17 protein-coding genes are annotated in these 16,154 nt (G+C 71.6%); 7 read left to right on the top strand and 10 right to left on the bottom strand.

The window, feature by feature from the left end:
* Positions 1–3: 3 nt before the first annotated feature.
* Both K7396_RS13910 and K7396_RS13905 read right to left on the bottom strand, forming a co-directional pair.
* On the bottom strand, positions 4–558 hold the full coding sequence (locus tag K7396_RS13910) for a GNAT family N-acetyltransferase (RefSeq protein ID WP_086718820.1): 555 nt from the start codon (positions 556–558) through the stop codon (positions 4–6).
* The gene (locus K7396_RS13905) at positions 555–1,817 is read right to left on the bottom strand and encodes a helix-turn-helix domain-containing protein (protein ID WP_086718822.1); all 1,263 of its coding nucleotides are present in this window, start codon (positions 1,815–1,817) and stop codon (positions 555–557) included. Before K7396_RS13905 ends, K7396_RS13910 begins: the two co-directional genes overlap by 4 nt.
* Before the next feature lie 601 nt (positions 1,818–2,418).
* Between K7396_RS13905 and K7396_RS13900 the strand changes: the two genes are divergently transcribed.
* On the top strand, positions 2,419–2,796 hold the full coding sequence (locus tag K7396_RS13900) for a hypothetical protein (protein WP_086718825.1): 378 nt from the start codon (positions 2,419–2,421) through the stop codon (positions 2,794–2,796).
* 148 nt (positions 2,797–2,944) lie between these two features.
* The gene (locus tag K7396_RS13895) at positions 2,945–4,222 is read left to right on the top strand and encodes a thymidine phosphorylase (RefSeq protein WP_086718827.1); all 1,278 of its coding nucleotides are present in this window, start codon (positions 2,945–2,947) and stop codon (positions 4,220–4,222) included.
* A gap of 172 nt (positions 4,223–4,394) precedes the next feature.
* On the opposite strand, the gene K7396_RS13890 is transcribed toward K7396_RS13895, so the two are convergent.
* The gene (locus K7396_RS13890) at positions 4,395–5,714 is read right to left on the bottom strand and encodes an MFS transporter (RefSeq protein ID WP_086718829.1); all 1,320 of its coding nucleotides are present in this window, start codon (positions 5,712–5,714) and stop codon (positions 4,395–4,397) included.
* 185 nt (positions 5,715–5,899) lie between these two features.
* Between K7396_RS13890 and K7396_RS13885 the strand changes: the two genes are divergently transcribed.
* Positions 5,900–6,790 (top strand): LysR family transcriptional regulator, encoded by an 891-nt coding sequence (locus K7396_RS13885; RefSeq protein WP_373866938.1) that lies wholly within the window; start codon positions 5,900–5,902, stop codon positions 6,788–6,790.
* A 190-nt stretch (positions 6,791–6,980) separates the two neighbouring features.
* Here the strand turns inward: K7396_RS13885 and K7396_RS13880 are convergent, their stop codons facing one another.
* Positions 6,981–7,799 carry an alpha/beta hydrolase gene (locus K7396_RS13880; RefSeq protein ID WP_086718833.1) on the bottom strand — a complete coding sequence of 273 codons (819 nt, stop codon included), beginning with the start codon at positions 7,797–7,799 and terminating at the stop codon, positions 6,981–6,983.
* Positions 7,800–7,902: 103 nt separating this feature from the next.
* On the opposite strand from K7396_RS13880, the gene K7396_RS13875 reads away from it, so the two are divergent.
* Positions 7,903–9,063, top strand: coding sequence for an adenosine deaminase (locus tag K7396_RS13875; protein WP_086718834.1), 1,161 nt, complete (start codon positions 7,903–7,905; stop codon positions 9,061–9,063).
* Positions 9,064–9,205: 142 nt separating this feature from the next.
* Positions 9,206–9,472, top strand: coding sequence for a hypothetical protein (locus tag K7396_RS13870; protein ID WP_086718836.1), 267 nt, complete (start codon positions 9,206–9,208; stop codon positions 9,470–9,472).
* A 154-nt stretch (positions 9,473–9,626) separates the two neighbouring features.
* On the opposite strand, the gene K7396_RS13865 is transcribed toward K7396_RS13870, so the two are convergent.
* The 5 genes from K7396_RS13865 to afsQ1 form a co-directional block, all read right to left on the bottom strand.
* Positions 9,627–9,833: a PspC domain-containing protein gene (locus K7396_RS13865; RefSeq protein ID WP_086718837.1), complete on the bottom strand. Its 207-nt coding sequence runs from the start codon at positions 9,831–9,833 to the stop codon at positions 9,627–9,629.
* A 45-nt stretch (positions 9,834–9,878) separates the two neighbouring features.
* On the bottom strand, positions 9,879–10,433 hold the full coding sequence (locus tag K7396_RS13860) for a VanZ family protein (RefSeq protein WP_167392778.1): 555 nt from the start codon (positions 10,431–10,433) through the stop codon (positions 9,879–9,881).
* A 112-nt stretch (positions 10,434–10,545) separates the two neighbouring features.
* Positions 10,546–11,166, bottom strand: coding sequence for a hypothetical protein (locus tag K7396_RS13855; RefSeq protein ID WP_086718838.1), 621 nt, complete (start codon positions 11,164–11,166; stop codon positions 10,546–10,548).
* Positions 11,163–12,959, bottom strand: coding sequence for a sensor histidine kinase (locus K7396_RS13850; RefSeq protein WP_373866932.1), 1,797 nt, complete (start codon positions 12,957–12,959; stop codon positions 11,163–11,165). Before K7396_RS13850 ends, K7396_RS13855 begins: the two co-directional genes overlap by 4 nt.
* Entirely contained in the window at positions 12,956–13,633 is a 678-nt protein-coding gene (gene afsQ1, locus K7396_RS13845; RefSeq protein WP_048830120.1) for a two-component system response regulator AfsQ1, read from the bottom strand. Before afsQ1 ends, K7396_RS13850 begins: the two co-directional genes overlap by 4 nt.
* 224 nt (positions 13,634–13,857) lie before the next feature.
* Here afsQ1 and K7396_RS13840 point away from each other — a divergent pair, with 224 nt between their 5' ends.
* Positions 13,858–14,676, top strand: coding sequence for a SigE family RNA polymerase sigma factor (locus K7396_RS13840; RefSeq protein WP_086718840.1), 819 nt, complete (start codon positions 13,858–13,860; stop codon positions 14,674–14,676).
* A gap of 226 nt (positions 14,677–14,902) precedes the next feature.
* On the opposite strand, the gene K7396_RS13835 is transcribed toward K7396_RS13840, so the two are convergent.
* On the bottom strand, positions 14,903–15,586 hold the full coding sequence (locus tag K7396_RS13835; RefSeq protein WP_373866931.1) for a nucleoside/nucleotide kinase family protein: 684 nt from the start codon (positions 15,584–15,586) through the stop codon (positions 14,903–14,905).
* A gap of 156 nt (positions 15,587–15,742) precedes the next feature.
* On the opposite strand from K7396_RS13835, the gene K7396_RS13830 reads away from it, so the two are divergent.
* The gene (locus K7396_RS13830) at positions 15,743–16,144 is read left to right on the top strand and encodes a hypothetical protein (RefSeq protein WP_086720610.1); all 402 of its coding nucleotides are present in this window, start codon (positions 15,743–15,745) and stop codon (positions 16,142–16,144) included.
* The last annotated feature ends 10 nt before the right edge of the window (positions 16,145–16,154 follow it).

Below are 16,154 nucleotides of genomic sequence, written 5' to 3'. Positions count from 1 at the left end.
TTCTCAACGGATTTGGAGGAGCATCACGTCATGGAGTGCCGCACCTTCCCAAGGACGAGCCTCGCCCACCTTGCGGTAACCCCAGGACCGATAAGCCGACTGTGCCGCCTCGGCCTCTGGTAGCGCGTTGAGCAGTACGCGCTCTTCGTTCCCACCGGCGAGCAGCGCCTCGTGCAGCCGCTGGCCGACCCCGTGCCGGCGCCAGCGCCTTCGCACCGCGAACTCCATGAGGCCGAAAGTGCGTTGCCCGTCTTCTCGCCGCAGATCGGCCGAGGCGGGAATTACCAGATGGTCCCACCAACCCGTCGCGGCACTGAGCGGATAGCCGTACGCGATGCCCACCGGCTCACCGCCGGCGGTACGGGCCAGCGCAGCGCGGAAAGTGGACTTGCGGGCCTGGGACCGGAACCGGCGGAAGGTCGCCTCTACTGCTTCCAGTCCTTCCTCGTACGGTGCCTCAGCGAAGACCTCGGCGTAGACGAGCCTGATTGCGGACTCGGACCGTGCTGCGGCCGGGCCATCCAAGGGCTCGACGGTGATCGCCTCTGGCGTGGTCATGTGTGGCCCCCTCGCATAGCTTCTTGGATTTGCTCCGAGGCGTCGCGGGCCGCGGTGGTGTCGAAAGCGTGGAGGGTCTTTCGGAAATCCTGGATACGGCTGGTGAGGCGACTGGAGCCGATCTCTCCGCACGATTCGAGTACGCCCGCCATTTCGGTGCATGCCTCCTCGACCTCGCCGGCATCCAGAAGGGTGCAAGCCAGCTTGGACCTGTACCACGCCGTATTACGCGCGTAACTGCCTCCGAGGCCATCCACGGCAGCGCGCAAGAATGGCACTGCACGCCGGGGATTTGCTGCTCTCACGTACATGTCCGCTGTGGCGTAGTCGACTTCCACGGGGCCGGCGAAGCGCGCCCAATCGGGAATCTCTCCCTTTGCTTCGTTGCGACTCTGGTAGGAGAGTGCGCGGCTGAGTGCACGGCGGGCGGCAGCCGTATCTCCGACATGTGTGCTGATATTCGCTTCGCGAAGCGCAATCACGAGATGAACGGCAGGCCCGGCGCCAGATTTGCCGGCCAGGCTATAGGCGGTCTCGACGGCCGACGCGGCTTCCCACGTCCGGTCTGCCTTGATGTCGATCAGCACCAGCGTTTCCAGTGCTGAAATTTGCAACAGTTCGTCGCCAATAAGCTGGGCAGCAGTCAGGGCCTCTAAGGAATCCGCGCGTGCCGCGCTGACTGGGCCACCGTCGTAGCCGTACCAAGCTTGATTGCTGTGTAGTTCAGACAGCATTGCCTGAAGATCACGGCCGATCTTGGTCGTGTAGACGGAGTCTTTCAGTGTCTGCGTGAGGCGTCGTTCGAGTTGCTTCGCACGCACCTTGGCAGGAATCCCGCCGGTCTGGTGGTCGACTGCGTACAGGTCGGCCAGGTCGGCTCGGAGCGCTGTCATGTCGCTCGCGCCGATCCGCGGACCATGCCGGTCAGGGAGCACGGCCGCTGCCGCGACCGCCCCTGTACCGGTGACGAATGCTCGACGCTTCACATCTCCATCGTCACCGATCCGCTGGACAGTAGCGGCTCTGTGCGCCGGTACGTCGAATCCCATCTCGCAGAGCGGAAGGCCGAACATCGCTTCCAGCACAGCCTGTTGACTCGGATGCGGCAACGGCGGTGGTGACTCGCCTTCCCAACGGCGAAGCTGGCGGACGCTCACCGAAGCCTTGATCCCCAGACGTGCAGCCTCTCGGGGGAACGCGGCAGTGAAGGTCTCTTGCGTGTACCCGGCTTGCTTGCGCACCCGACCGAGCGTGCTCACGTCTCTACCGCCATGCATGTCTCCTTCTGTGCCCGGAGTCTCTTCTCACCGTAGCGACTTCGCCCATACCTCGACGGCGAAAGCACCAGCCCGCGCCCGAAAGCGTCCGGCCAAATGTCCGGTCTTCGGGCGCCCGCGGAGGCTCCCGAGGCTGTGCACTGGTGAGGCACCACACCATCACGGCAAACGAGCAGAAGACCGTTGAACAAACGCCGTACAAGAGACCCCCGCGACCGCGCGAACGGCCCGGGGGCGTGGCCCTCAACCCCTGGGAGGTTGACGACATGGCGAAGACTATCGCCAGGATCTTCGAATCGCTGCTGCGTCTGTTACTGCCCGCACGGGGGCGTCACCGCCCCTTCGGCGCTCTCCCCGCCGTGACGTGTGAGGAGGCGCCGACACTCAGGTTTGCCCGTATGCCCGGCGGGAGGGAGGGGATGCTGCGGGGCGAGGACGCAGCCTTGGTCCGTCCGTATGTCCTCACCCCGGAGGAGCGGCAGGAGCGACGCGCGCAGTACGGGCGGCGGCGAGCGCTGTGGTTCGCGGCGTATGGACTCGATTCCGGTCCGCGCTGGATTCACGGACTGGAGGCGGCAGCCCGATGAGTACGACCGACACCGCCCGCCTCCTGCCCTGGTCGAGCCCGGACGGAAACCCGTGCTTCCTCGTGGGCGACGGGACCGGCTACGTGTCCCGGATCGCCGACGAGATGGAGGAAGCGCAGCTGGACTCCGCCGCCGGACTCATCAAGGAGGCACGCCATCTCCTTGACGCCCGGACGTGGACGCCCGGAGAGCTTCACTTGCTGGCAGTTGAGCTGACCAGTTCCCTCACCGATGTGCACCGGGTCGCGAAGAGCAGAGGCGCGCGCCTGACCATGTCGGACGTTGACGGTCCCGAAGCCGATGAAGATCCCGGCGACCACAACATCGGCGACGAAGGAAGCGGTCCGCGGCTTCCGGCGGAGGCGTTCGGTTGATCCGACCCGGCCGGAACCATCCCTGGGGCGGTAGCCGACACCGGCGACTCGATGCGGTGCGCCACCCCAGGGGCCGCCGCCCGGCGCCCCTGGCCACCCCGGCGTCTATGCGTGTAGAACGGACCTACCCGTTCGAAAGGAACCGTCCATGGACGTCATCTCCGTCATCCGTACCAAGCGCGACCGCGGTGAGCTGACCCCCGATCAGATCGACTGGGTCATCGACGCCTACACCCGGGGCGAGGTCGCCCATGAGCAGATGTCGTCCCTCGCGATGGCCGTCTTCCTCAACGGAATGAACCGCACGGAGATCGCCCGCTGGACGGCCGCGATGATCGCCTCCGGCGAGCGCATGGACTTCTCGTCGCTGCCCCGCCCCACCGCGGACAAGCACTCCACCGGCGGCGTCGGCGACAAGATCACGCTGCCGCTCGCCCCGCTCGTCGCCGCCTGCGGTGCGGCCGTCCCGCAGCTCTCCGGCCGGGGCCTGGGCCACACCGGCGGCACCCTCGACAAGCTCGAAGCGATCCCCGGCTGGCGCGCGAGCCTGTCCAACGCCGAGATGCTGGACGTGCTGCGCGACGTCGGCTCGGTGATCTGCGCGGCCGGCGACGGCCTGGCCCCCGCCGACAAGAAGCTCTACGCGCTGCGCGATGTCACCGGCACCGTCGAGTCCATCCCCCTGATCGCCTCCTCGATCATGTCCAAGAAGATCGCCGAGGGCACCGGCTCTCTCGTCCTGGACGTCAAGGTCGGCTCCGGCGCCTTCATGAAGGACCTCGGCAACGCCCGCGAACTGGCCTCCACGATGGTCGAGCTGGGCACCGACCACGGCGTGAAGACCGTCGCGCTGCTCACCGACATGGCCACCCCGCTCGGCCTGACCGCCGGCAACGCCCTCGAAGTCCGCGAATCCGTCGAGGTGCTGGCCGGCGGCGGCCCCCAGGACGTCGTCGAACTGACCCTGGCGCTCGCCCGCGAGATGCTCGACGCGGCCGGCCTCAAGGACGCCGACCCGGCCAAGGCGCTGGCCGACGGCTCCGCCATGGACCACTGGCGCCGCATGATCACCGCCCAGGGCGGCGACCCCGACGCGGCCCTCCCGGTGGCCCGCGAACAGCATGTCGTCACCGCCGCCTCCTCCGGGACCCTCACCACCCTCGACGCCTACGCCGTCGGCCTCGCCGCCTGGCGCCTGGGCGCCGGCCGCGCCCGCAAGGAGGACCCGGTCCAGGCGGGCGCGGGCGTCGAACTGCACGCCAAGCCCGGCGACACCGTCACCGCCGGCCAGCCCCTGCTGACCCTGCACACCGACACCCCCGAGAAGTTCCCCTACGCCCTGGAGGCCCTCGACGGCGGCGTCCTCGTCGGCCCCGAGGACGCCGCCTTCGCCGCCACCCCGGTGGTGCTGGAACGCATCTCCTGACCTGCGGTTTCCTCGTACGGGTGAACGGGACCTGCGGACCGCCGCGGGTCCCGCTCCGCCTCCCCGAGCCGTTCGGTCTGACCGTCGACACGGGGCTCTTTCGCGTCGGTTGACGACGAAGGGCCCGCCCCACCAGGTCAGGTGGCGGGACGGGCCCTTCGGACTGCGGGGGTTACGCGGCCTTCTCCAGGTGCAGGAGGCGGCGTTCGGCCACGGCCTTGCGGGTGGCGTAGAGGGTGATCGAGGCGGCGCCGAGCATCGCGACGAGGCCGAGGAGGACGGTGCCCTCCCAGCCGACGGCGTGGAAGGCGGCGGCGCCGAGCGCGCCGCCCAGGCTGCTGCCGATGTAGTACGCGCACTGGTACAGCGCCGACGCCTGCGCGCGGGCCGTCTTGGCGGTGCGGCTGACCGACGACGAGGCGACGGCGTGGCCCGCGAAGAAGCCCGCGGTGATCAGGATGAGCCCCGCCAGCACCGTGTACACGGAGTCGGAGAGGGAGAGCAGCAGACCGGTCGAGGTGGTGCCGACGGCCAGGTAGAGGGCGCCGCGGCGGCCCGTGCGGGCGACCAGCTTGCCGGCCGCGGCCGAGGAGACCGTACCGACCAGGTAGACCACGAAGATCGAACCGACGATTCCCTGCGGGAGGTTGAACGGCTCGGCGACCAGGCGGTAGCCGATGACCGTGTAGACCGCGCCGAAGACCGTCATGAACAGCCCGCCGATGGCGTACAGGCGGCGCAGCAGCGGGTCGGCGAGGTGGCCGCCGAGGGTACGGGCCAGCGCCCGCGGGCCCACCGAACGGGGCGCGAAGTGCCGGGCCTTGGGCACCAGCAGCCGGAACGTCACCGCGCACACCACAGCCAGCACACCCACCGCGGCCAGCGCGGCCCGCCAGCCCCACGCCTGGGCGACCCAGCCGGTCACGATCCGGCCGGACATGCCGCCGATGCTGTTGCCCGCCACGAACAGTCCGATGGCCGCCACCAGCGCCTTGGCGCGTACCTCCTCCGCCAGGAAGGCCATCGCCGACGCCGGCAGCCCGGCCAGCGCGACGCCCTGGACGCCGCGCAGCGCGATCAGCGCGCCGAGCGACGGGGCGAACGGCACCAGCATCGCGATCAGCGCGGCCACCGAGAGGGACACGGTCATCAGCGTGCGCCGCCCGAAGCGCTCGGAGACCGCGCTCAGCGGGATGACGCCGAGGGCCAGGCCGAAGGTGGCCGCGGACACGGTCCAGCTCGCCTGGTCCGGGCTGACCCCGAGGTCGGTGGAGATCGCGGGCAGCAGCGCCTGCGTGGAGTAGAGGAGCGCGAAGGTCGCGACTCCGGCGGCGAAGAGGGCGAAGCTCATCCGGCGGTAGCCGGGGCCGCCCGGCCGCAGCTTGCCCGACTCGGGGTCGGGGGCGGCGGCGGAAGGAGAAGTGTCAGTGGACGACTGGGGAGAGGCGGCCGCACGGACGGTGACGGACGCCCCGGTATCAGCGGGAGGCATGCTTCGAACGTAGGCCGCCAGGTTTCATGCGTCCAATGCATAGAAACGGCATAATCGATGCTGTGACACATGATCCGAGGTCGCAGGGGCCGCTGTTGCAAGGTCGCAACAGAAAAGATCTTGCCGGAGCGCCGCGGAGCGCGGAGGCGGGGGAGCCGGCCGAGCTCGGGGGCGACTCCTGGGCGGTGCTCCTCGCCCCGCGGCTCGCCCAGTTCACCGCCGTCGCCCGGCACGAACACGTCACCCGCGCCGCCCTGGAACTCGGCATGCCGCAGCCGACGCTCAGCCGCGCGCTGGTCCGCCTGGAGGAGGACCTCGGCGTCGCCCTCTTCGCCCGGCACGGCCGCACGCTCTCCCTCACCCCGGCCGGCCGCGCCTTCCTCGCCTCCACCGAGCGGGCGCTGACGGACCTGGAACGGGCGACGGAGTCCGTACGCGCCGACGTCGACCCCGCCGCCGGGAAGGTGGCGTTCGGCTTTCTGCACACCCTCGGCTCGGAGACCGTGCCCGGCCTGATCCGCAGCTTCCGCGCCGACCACCCGCGCGTCCGCTTCCAGCTCGTCCAGAACTACGGCGAGGCCATGATCGAACGCCTCCGGGCCGGCGACCTCGATCTGTGCCTGACGTCGCCGGTGCCCGACTATCCGGACCTGGTCGCCCGCCGGCTCGACGAGCAGAAGCTGCGCCTCGTCGTCCCCGACGACCACGCGCTGGCCGGCCGTAAGCGGATCCGGCTCGCGGAGGCCGCCGGCGAGCTGTTCGTGACCCTGGAACCGGGCTACGGACTGCGCCGGATCACCGACGCGCTGTGCGCCGAGGCGGGCTTCACGCCGCGGATCGCGTTCGAGGGGGAGGAGGCCGAGACGCTGCGCGGGCTGGTCGCGGCCGGGCTGGGCGTGGCCCTGCTCCCACCGCCGGCCGTCCCCCGCCCCGGCGTCGCCGAACTGACCGTGACGGCGCCCCGCGCGGTCCGCGAGATCGGCGTCGCCTGGCTGGACGGCCATCCCGACACCCCACCGGTCGCCGCCTTCAAGAAGTTCCTGCTCGGCCGCCGGGGGAAGCTGCTGCCGCGGTGAGGGGAGCGGGCGGAGGGAGGGGGGAGGTGCGGCGCGCCGTCGCCTCGACGCCCGACTTGGACGCCCGGCACCTGGACCTCTCCGCTCCTCGACGCCCGACTTGGACGCCCGGCACCTGGACCTCTCCGCTCCTCGACGCCTTGGCCCCCGGCACCTCTTCCCCTCCACGCCTCGCCCTCAGCGCCCACCCTCAATGCCGCAACGACGCCCCGAAGCCCGCGGCCAGGGGCATGCGGAGGCCGAGCGGCGGTGGGGCGGCCAGTGCGTCCTTCACGGGGCGGGCGTAGTCGCGGGCGAAGAGGGAGCCGAGCATGAAGTCGGCGGCCAGGGCGAGGACTTCGGCGCGGTGCTGGTGCAGGGAGTGGCCGTCGGAGTGCACCTCGAACCGGCAGGTGTCGCGGTTGACCTTCTTGGCGCGCTGGGCGTAGCGGTAGGACAGGTCGGGGTCGGTGCGTTCGTCGTTGGTGCCGTGGACCAGCAGGACCTGCCGGCCGATGAGCTGTTTCACCGGGTCGGGCCGCTCGTCGTCCCGGCCGGGGCCGGGCAGCCAAGGGGCCAGTGCCAGGACGGAGTTGACCGCGGGGTGGCCCGCGGCGTGCAGGGCGGCGCGGGCGCCCATGCCCGTGCCGACGAGGCAGACCGGCACATCGCCGTAGCGCCGGACCACCTCGTCCAGGGCCCAGGCCGCGTCACGTGCCGGATGGGCGTCGGGGCCGTTCCAGCCGTTGCAGCGGTAGCGGACGACATGGGCCGTCAGGCCCTCGGGGCGCCCGGCCTTCGCCAGCCGGACCGCCAGCGGGCGCACCGCCAGTGCCGCCACCGGCGAAGGGCGCCGCACCCCGGTCGGGCCGCCTCCGGGCAGTAGAAGAGCGACCCCGCTCACCTCCCGGCCGGTGCTCCGACCGCCGCCACTCCGCCACCGGAGCGCCTCGCGCGCCCCCTCCTTGCCGGCCGTTCCCAGCGGTTTTCCCAGCCGGGCCTCGCGCACCGGCAGTGCTTGCTGAGCCATGACCAGAACGATGGCAGAAGGCGGCGTGCGCGCCACCCCGTGGACGGGTCACTGTTACGTATCGTTCGATGAGATCTACGCGCGTAGGGGCTAGAGTGCCGAAATGACGAGCGAGACCACCACACTCCCGACCAGTGAACAGATCCGCCGTGCCCCCAAGGTGCTGCTCCACGACCACCTCGACGGCGGGCTCCGGCCGGCCACGGTCGTCGACCTGGCCCGCGATGCGGGCTACGAGGGCCTGCCCGAGACCGACCCGGAGAAGCTCGGGGTCTGGTTCCGCGAGGCGGCCGACTCCGGCTCCCTGGAGCGCTACCTGGAGACCTTCGCGCACACCTGCGCCGTCATGCAGACCCGCGACGCCCTGGTCCGGGTGGCCGCCGAGTGCGCCGAGGACCTGGCCGCGGACGGTGTCGTCTACGCCGAGGTCAGGTACGCGCCCGAGCAGCACCTCGAAAAGGGGCTGACCCTCGAAGAGGTCGTCGAGGCCGTCAACGAGGGCTTCCGCGAGGGCGAGCGGCGGGCCCGGGAGAACGGTCACCGCATCCGGGTCGGCGCGCTGCTGACCGCGATGCGGCACGCCGCCCGCGCCCTGGAGATCGCCGAACTCGCCAACCGCTACCGCGACACCGGCGTCGTCGGCTTCGACATCGCGGGCGCGGAGGCCGGCTACCCGCCCACCCGCCACCTCGACGCGTTCGAGTACCTCAAGCGGGAGAACAACCACTTCACCATCCACGCCGGTGAGGCCTTCGGCCTGCCGTCCATCTGGCAGGCCCTGCAGTGGTGCGGCGCCGACCGGCTGGGCCACGGTGTCCGGATCATCGACGACATCGAGGTCGCCGACGATGGCTCGGTCAAGCTCGGCCGGCTCGCCTCGTACGTCCGGGACAAGCGCATCCCGCTGGAGATGTGCCCGACCTCCAACCTGCAGACCGGCGCCGCTCCCTCCTACGCGGAGCACCCCATCGGCCTGCTGCGCCGACTGCAGTTCCGGCTCACGGTCAACACCGACAACCGGCTGATGAGCGGCACGAACATGTCCCGGGAATTCGAGCACCTGGTCAAGACATTTCGATACACGCTCGACGACATGCAGTGGTTTACAGTCAATGCGATGAAATCAGCGTTCATTCCTTTCGATGAACGTCTGGCCATGATCAATGACGTCATCAAGCCTGGTTACGCGGAACTGCGGGCCGAATGGCTGTTCCGTCCGCAGGGTGCAACCGCCCCCGCCAGCAGGGCTTCTGACTCTGCGTAAGGGAACAGTGCGAGCTTATAGCGCAACGGCCGGTGGAATGTCCACCGGCCGTTTTTTCCTTCCTCGTGGCTGTTTGCGGCGCCGGTTGCCGCATCACTAGGTTGATTTGCCGGTCAAGCCCCCATCACGAGGACGTAATTCGATGAAGCAGGGAACCATCAAGACTCTCGGTACCGTCGCGCTCGGTGCCGCTTTCGCCGTCACCGCCGCGGGTGTCGCCAGCGCGGCCCCGGCGGTCGGCACCGACACCACCGGGGTGCTGAAGAGCCTGCCGGTGAAGGACGCCGCCAAGACCGTCTCCGGCCTCACCAAGGCCAAGCCGGCCGGCCACGACGTCAAGACCAAGGTCAAGTCCCAGGGCAACAAGCTCCTGGGCGGCCTGCAGCCCGGCAGCCTCCTGGGCGGCTGACACGCGGCCCGTCCCCGGGACGGGCGCTGCGCCGTGCCCCGTCCGTACGCCCTCGCGTACGGACGGGGCACCGTCATCTGCGGACGGGGAGCCGGGGCGCGGGCGGGCGGAGCACCGGATCAGCGGTGCGCGCCGGGCGGCCGCCCCGGGAGGGTCACCAGGCGGCGCCGGTGGCCTTGTCCTCCGACGGGAGGAGTATCCACAGCGCCAGGTAGACCAGGAACTGCGGGCCGGGGAGCAGACACGACACCACGAAGATCACGCGCATCGTGGTCGGGGTCGTACCGAAGCGACGGGCCAGGCCCGCGCACACTCCGGCGATCATTCGGTTGTTGCGGGGGCGGACCAGTGCGGCGGCCATGAGGGCGACTCCTTCTCGACTTCGTGGGGCGTGTACCCCGATGTCTCAAAGGTAGGTCCGGCTGCCGGAGAGAGCGTCAGCCTGCGGGGCCAGTCCGACCCTGGGGATTCTCGGGGTCGCGGCCCCGAGATGCCGGTACCTGCGGCGTAGCCGGCGGCGGGCCCTGGGGACGACCGCCAGGTGCACCACGGCCACCCCGAGGGTGCCGAGCAGCACCGAGTCGATGTCCGGGACCCGGCCGGGCACCCCTGACTGCAGCAGCTCGATGGCCAGCGCGATCATCGCCCCGGCGAAGGCGGTACGGGTCAGGGACACCAGGGGCGAAACGTTCAGGCGGCCCGCCGAGAGCGGCAGCAGCACGCCCAGCGGCGCCAGCAGCAGCACCGAGCCGCCGAGGTGCTGGACGACCTCCCACGACAGGCCGCGGGCCAGCTCGGCCCGGATCGTCGCCAGCGGTTCGAGGTTCGCGGCGGGCACCCACGGCACCGAACGGGGACGCAGTGTCAGCCAGCCGACGATCGACAGATGCGCCACGAGGAGGAGAAGTCCGGTGACGCGCATACGGGGGCCGGCGGTCGCGCCGGGGCCATGGGGCTGCACACAGGCCAGGACGCCGGGAGCGGTGGCCGCGGTTCCGCCCGGTCGCGCCCGTCTCGCTCCGCCCCGACGGGCCCCTCCGGGAGCGCCGCCGGCCCCGCAGCGGCGCCCCGTCTCAGCTCTCTTCCGACAGCGGGTCGCCCCAGCCGGCGTTCTCCGCGATGTCCGGATTGGCCAGCACGTCCGCCGAGCAGTCGTAGCGGTGCGCCGTGTCGTCGCCGGGACCGCCGAGCACCGCCGCGTGGGTGCGGCCCAGCGCGGTGCTCGCGCCGTAGGTGCACACCAGCTGCGCCAGTGCGAACGACGGCAGGTCGTCCGGCCGGATGCTCAGCCGCAGCGCGTCCGAGGGATCGCCGTCGCGCGGCCCCGAGACCTTCAGGTCCTGGGGGAGCGCGCTGCTGAAACCGGCCTTCTCCTCGTCGGCGGACGGCTTGCGCCGCAGCTCGTCCAGCAGCGCACGGGCCGTCGGCAGCCGCGGATCGGCGCCCTTGGCCGGGGGCACCGCCCGCTCGACCTGGGCCAGCGCCGAGCCGCACACCAGGTACACGATCGTCGAGGTGCTCTCGCCGGACGCGTCCGGCCGGGCCGGGATCGCCGGGGCCTTGCAGCTCACCCGGGTGGGCGCGCCGCCCGCGTCGACGGGTACGGACGTGCCCCGGATCCCGCAGCCCGCGACGGCGAGAGCGAGCACCGCCGCGGCGGCGGCGCGCCGTCCGTTCCGCCTGGTCGGCGTCATCGCCCGCCCTCCGTGCTCTCACCGGCCGGGCCGCCGGGCCGGTCGCCGTCCGTCAGCGGGGAGGCGTCCATCGGCAGCCGCAGGGTGAAGACCGCGCCGCCCTCGGGGAAGTTGGCCGCGGTGATCTCCCCGCCGTGGATGTGTGCGTTCTCCATGGCGATCGACAGGCCCAGCCCGCTGCCCTCCGACCGCGGCCGGGAGGCACTCGCCTTGTAGAAGCGGTCGAAGACGTGCGGGAGGACCTCCTCCGGGATGCCGGGACCGTGGTCCCGTACGCGGATCACCAGCTCCCCGCTCCCGGACCGCCCCTCGTCCGGGGCGCGCCCGGACTCCTGCGTCCCGTCGTCCGCCGCCCCGGCCGCCGCCGTGTCGGCCGGGGCAGCCCCGGCCGCGCCGCCACCGGCGGAGACGGCCGTGCTGCCCGTCCGGCCGCTCCCGCCGCCGTCCGGCACGCCTTCCGTGCGCACCGAGACCCGCACCGGCGAGCCGCCGTGCTTGAGGGCGTTGCCGATCAGGTTCGCCAGGATCACATCGAGCCGCCGTGGGTCCAGCCGGGCCACGATGCCGCGGTCCGCGTCGAGTTCGACCGCGTCCAGCCAGGCCCGCGCGTCGATACAGGCGGTCACCTGGTCCGCGACATCGACGTCGTCGAGCACGAGCCGGGCCGTGCCCGCGTCGAAGCGGGTGACCTCCATGAGGTTCTCCACGAGGTCGTTGAGCCGCCGGGTCTCGCTGACCACCAGCTGCACCGCCGGCGCGATCATCGGGTCGAGGGCGTCGGCCTCCTCCTCCAACACCTCGGAGACCGCGGTGATCGCGGTCAGCGGCGTCCGCAGTTCGTGCGACATGTCCGCGACGAACCGCCGGGAGGCCGCCTCGCGCCCGCTCAGCTCCTCGACCCGCTGCTCCAGCCGCTCCGCCGTACGGTTGAACGTCCGGGAGAGGTCGGCGAGTTCGTCCGTGCCGGTCACCCGCAGCCGGGTGTCCAGCCGCCCCTCGCCGAGCTGCCGCGCGGCGTGTCCCAGCCGCTGGACGGGCCGCAGCACCGTCGTCGCCGCGGCCTGTGCCAGCAGCGCCGAGCCGACCAGCGCGAGCGCCGTCGCGATCCCCAGCGACCAGGCCAGCGAGTTGAGGTCCTGCCGCTCGGCGGCCAGCGACTTCATCATGTAGCCGGTGGGCCCGCCACCGATCACCTTCGCCCCGGCGACGAGGTAGGGGGTGTCCTCGATCTGCTTGCGCTGCCAGTAGAGGTGGTGCGGGTAGCGGTTGGCGTCGTCGACCGGGCGCACCTCGTTGACCGCCTTGCGCAGCGGCACCGGGACGTTCCCGAGCGTCAGCAGGTCCTTGTCGGTGGTGGCGGCGCAGTCCTTGCCCTCGCGGTCCACCCCGATCAGCAGTACCGCGTAGTTCTGCGGCCCGCCCGCCATCTGCCGGGCGGCGTCCTGGAGTTCGGCGCACCGCGGGTGCAGCGGAAGCGACCGGGTGCTGTCCTCCAGCGCCTTGCGGAAGTCCTTGAGGACGGCGTTCTGGGTGCGGTCCAGGACGGTGTTGCGGTTGAGCCAGTAGGCGATGCCCGAGGCGGAGACCGCGGCGGTCAGCGCCACCAGCGCGAAGACCACGACCAGCCGCAGCCGCAGACTGGTCCAGCGCAGCAGCCCCGAGGGGCGGCCCAGCATCCGCAGCATCCGCCGCCCCGCCGAGGGCCTGCCGGTGTCCCCGGCCGCGCCGGCGTCCCCGGTCCCGCCGTCCGCACCGCCGTCCGCCGCCGCGCCGCTCGTGGCACGCTCCCTCACTGCGGCGAGTCCAGCCGGTAGCCGACGCCACGGACCGTACGGATGAGGGTCGGTGAGGACGGCACGTCCTCCACCTTGGCGCGCAGCCGCTGGACGCACGCGTCCACCAGGCGCGAGTCGCCCAGATAGTCGTGCTCCCACACCAGCCGCAACAACTGCTGGCGGGACAGCGCCTGGCCGGGCCGGCGGCTCAGCTCCAGCAGCAACCGCAGCTCGGTCGGGGTCAGTTGCAGGTCCTCGCCGTTCTTGGTGACCGTCATCGCCGACCGGTCGATCATCAGCGAGCCGAACGTCGCCGAATCGCTGGACTCGCGCTCGCCACGCCGCAGCACGGCCCGGATACGGGCGTCCAGCACCCTCCCCTGCACCGGTTTGACGACATAGTCGTCGGCGCCGGACTCCAGGCCCACCACGACGTCGATGTCGTCGTTACGCGCGGTGAGCAGGATGATGGGCAGCTGGTCCGTTCGCCTGATCCGCCGGCACACCTCGAAACCGTCGATGCCCGGCAGCATCACATCCAGCACGATCAGGTCCGGGCGCTGCTCGCGCAGCAGCTTCAGGCCGTCCTCGCCCGTCGCCGCGGTCACCACACGGTGGCCCTGGCGCGACAGCGAGAGTTCGAGGGCCGTGCGGATGGCGTCGTCGTCCTCGATCAGCAACAGGAAAGGCACCTCGCCATTCTGGCCCATGGGACGCCTGGAGATCGACCAGTGGCGCTCTCGTACACAAGCCCCGCACCCGCGGGCCGTCCGCGACGCGCCGCACCCACCCCTGTGACAGGCCTGTGACAGTCGGCGGACAACGCGATGAAACTGGGTTGGCAGTCTTTGGGGCATCGGGAGAGATCAACACCCCGACACACCGAACGAGCTGGCTCTACGACGGGGGGCGCGAGATGAACACACTGCACGGCACCAAGAACAGCGCAGTTATCACGCGGCTCCACGACGTCGTCAGGACCGGCGAGAAGTCCGGTGTCACCGGGGGCGGCTCCCTTCGGGGCTGCGCCCGCGGCATCGGGCGCCAGCGGCCGCCGTACATGGTGGCCATCGACGCCACGACGGTCACGGTCAACGGGACCGACGGGGACAACGGGGGGCACGGGGGCAACGCCGCCCACGGGGGGAACAACGGGGGAGCGGAGTACGGGGAGGCCACGGGGGAACGGCGTTCCCCGGCGGAGACGGCGGAGGCCGAAGCGGCCTTCACCGCCTACGTCCAGGAGCGCCGCGCCTCCCTGTTCGCCACCGCCTACCACCTGACCGGTGACCGCTACGAGGCCGAGGACCTGCTGCAGAGCGCGCTGTTCTCGACCTACCGGGCCTGGGACCGGATCAGCGACAAGGCGGCGCTCGGCGGCTACCTGCGCCGCACCATGACCAACCTGCACATCAGCGCCTGGCGTCGGCGCAAGCTCAACGAGTACCCGACCGAGGAGCTGCCGGAGACGGCGGGCGACGTGGACGCGATGCGCGGCACCGAGCTGCGCGCCGTGCTGTGGCAGGCGCTGGTCCGGCTGCCCGAGACGCAGCGCACGATGCTGGTGCTGCGCTACTACGAGGGCCGTACGGACCCGGAGATCGCGGACATTCTCGACATCAGTGTCGGCACGGTGAAGTCCAGCATCTGGCGCGCCCTGCGCCGGCTGCGCGAGGACGAGGTCCTCAGCTTCGGCCGTGACCAGGAGGAGTCCTTCGGCGAGCTGGTGGCCTGAGGATCGGGGGCCCGAGGGGGGACCAGGGGGGACGCCCGAGGGGAACAGGGGAAAAGGGGATACGGGGGAACCGGCGGAAGCGGAGCATTCCGAAAAAGCCGGACGTATCGGGGGATACGGGGGATAACGGGGAAAGAGGAAGCGGGTTCGGGCGGCCGGGGGGTCTGCCCGAACCCGCTTCCTCGCGTCCGCCGGGAAACGGCGGCGGGGCGGTGCCGCAGGGTGCTCAGGAACGGACGGCCGCGCCGACCGCGTCCACCGCCCGCGCCGCCGCTATCCGGGCCAGTGCCTCCGGCTTGGCGCAGGGGTGCGCGCCCAGCGCGGTGTGCCGGGCCACGATGGACCGCTCGCTGCGCAGCAGGCGCAGCCCCCGGCGGACCAGATACGGGGCCGACTTGCGGCCCTCGCGCAGATCCCGTGCCAGCCGCCGCCGGAAGGTGGTCGTCGGACGGCCGCGCAGGCACAGCGCGTCGGCCAGCAGGCCCGCCGCCCGGCAGTCCTCGATGACATCGGCCGCGAAGACGCCCTCCGCGATGAACAGCGGGGCGCCGCCGAGGTCGAGCCCCGTCACGCCGACCCGGGCGCTGGCCGCGATGTCGTAGACCGGGACCTCGGTGCGCCCCGCGCGGCACAGGGCGTCGATGGCCGCGACCGCGGCGGAGGCGTCCCAGGACAGCGGCGCGTCCCAGTCGGCCCCGCCGCCGTCGGGCAGTTGCGGCAGCGTCGGGTCCGTCCCCTCCTTGTAGAAGTCGTCGAGACGAAGGACGGGCAGTCCGCTGCGCTCGGCCAGCGACGTCTTGCCGGAACCCGAAGGGCCGGTCAGCAGGATGCCCCGGGCGGGGCCGCCTCCCCGCTCGCGCGGCGTCGAGAGCTGAGTGGAGGGCGGCGGGGGGCAGGAGTGGGAGCTCACGGGCAGCCATTGTCGCGTATGGGGCCGTGTGGGGTACCCCTGGCGCGCGAGGTGGAACGACCCCCTCCGACTCAACTACGCTACGCAGTCAATCGATTACCCGACTGCTCTCGCTCGCACAGCGCTTCGACCCTCTTCGACCCCAGGCAGGTGCCCATGCCCTCCCACGCACGTCCCAAGCCCAGCCGCTTTCCCTGCACTTTGCTGCGGGCGGGGCTGGTGATCTCCGCGGCGGGCGCCGCGCTCGCGACGGGCGGTGCGGCCACGGCGTCCGCCGCCCCCGCGTCCGCGCAGCGCGGCAGCGACACCGGCGCGACGGCCTCGGCCCTGACCGGCGCCCTGCTGAACACCGCGGGCGGCGGACTCGCCCCCGTCAAGAACCTCCGGGTGGACCCGCTGGCCAACACCCCCGTCGACCCGCTGGCCAACGCCGTCAGCACCCAGATCGCCGACTTCAAGCCGGTGGGCACCACGCTCCTGACCGGCGCCCTCTCGAACGGCGGCGCACTCAAGGACCTGCCGCTGGTGGGCACGTTGACGCGGGTACTGCCGGGGTGAGACCGGGGCG

The organism is Streptomyces angustmyceticus, assembly GCF_019933235.1.
Lineage (GTDB): Bacteria > Actinomycetota > Actinomycetes > Streptomycetales > Streptomycetaceae > Streptomyces > Streptomyces angustmyceticus.
This window is presented reverse-complemented; position numbering and strand designations above follow the sequence as displayed.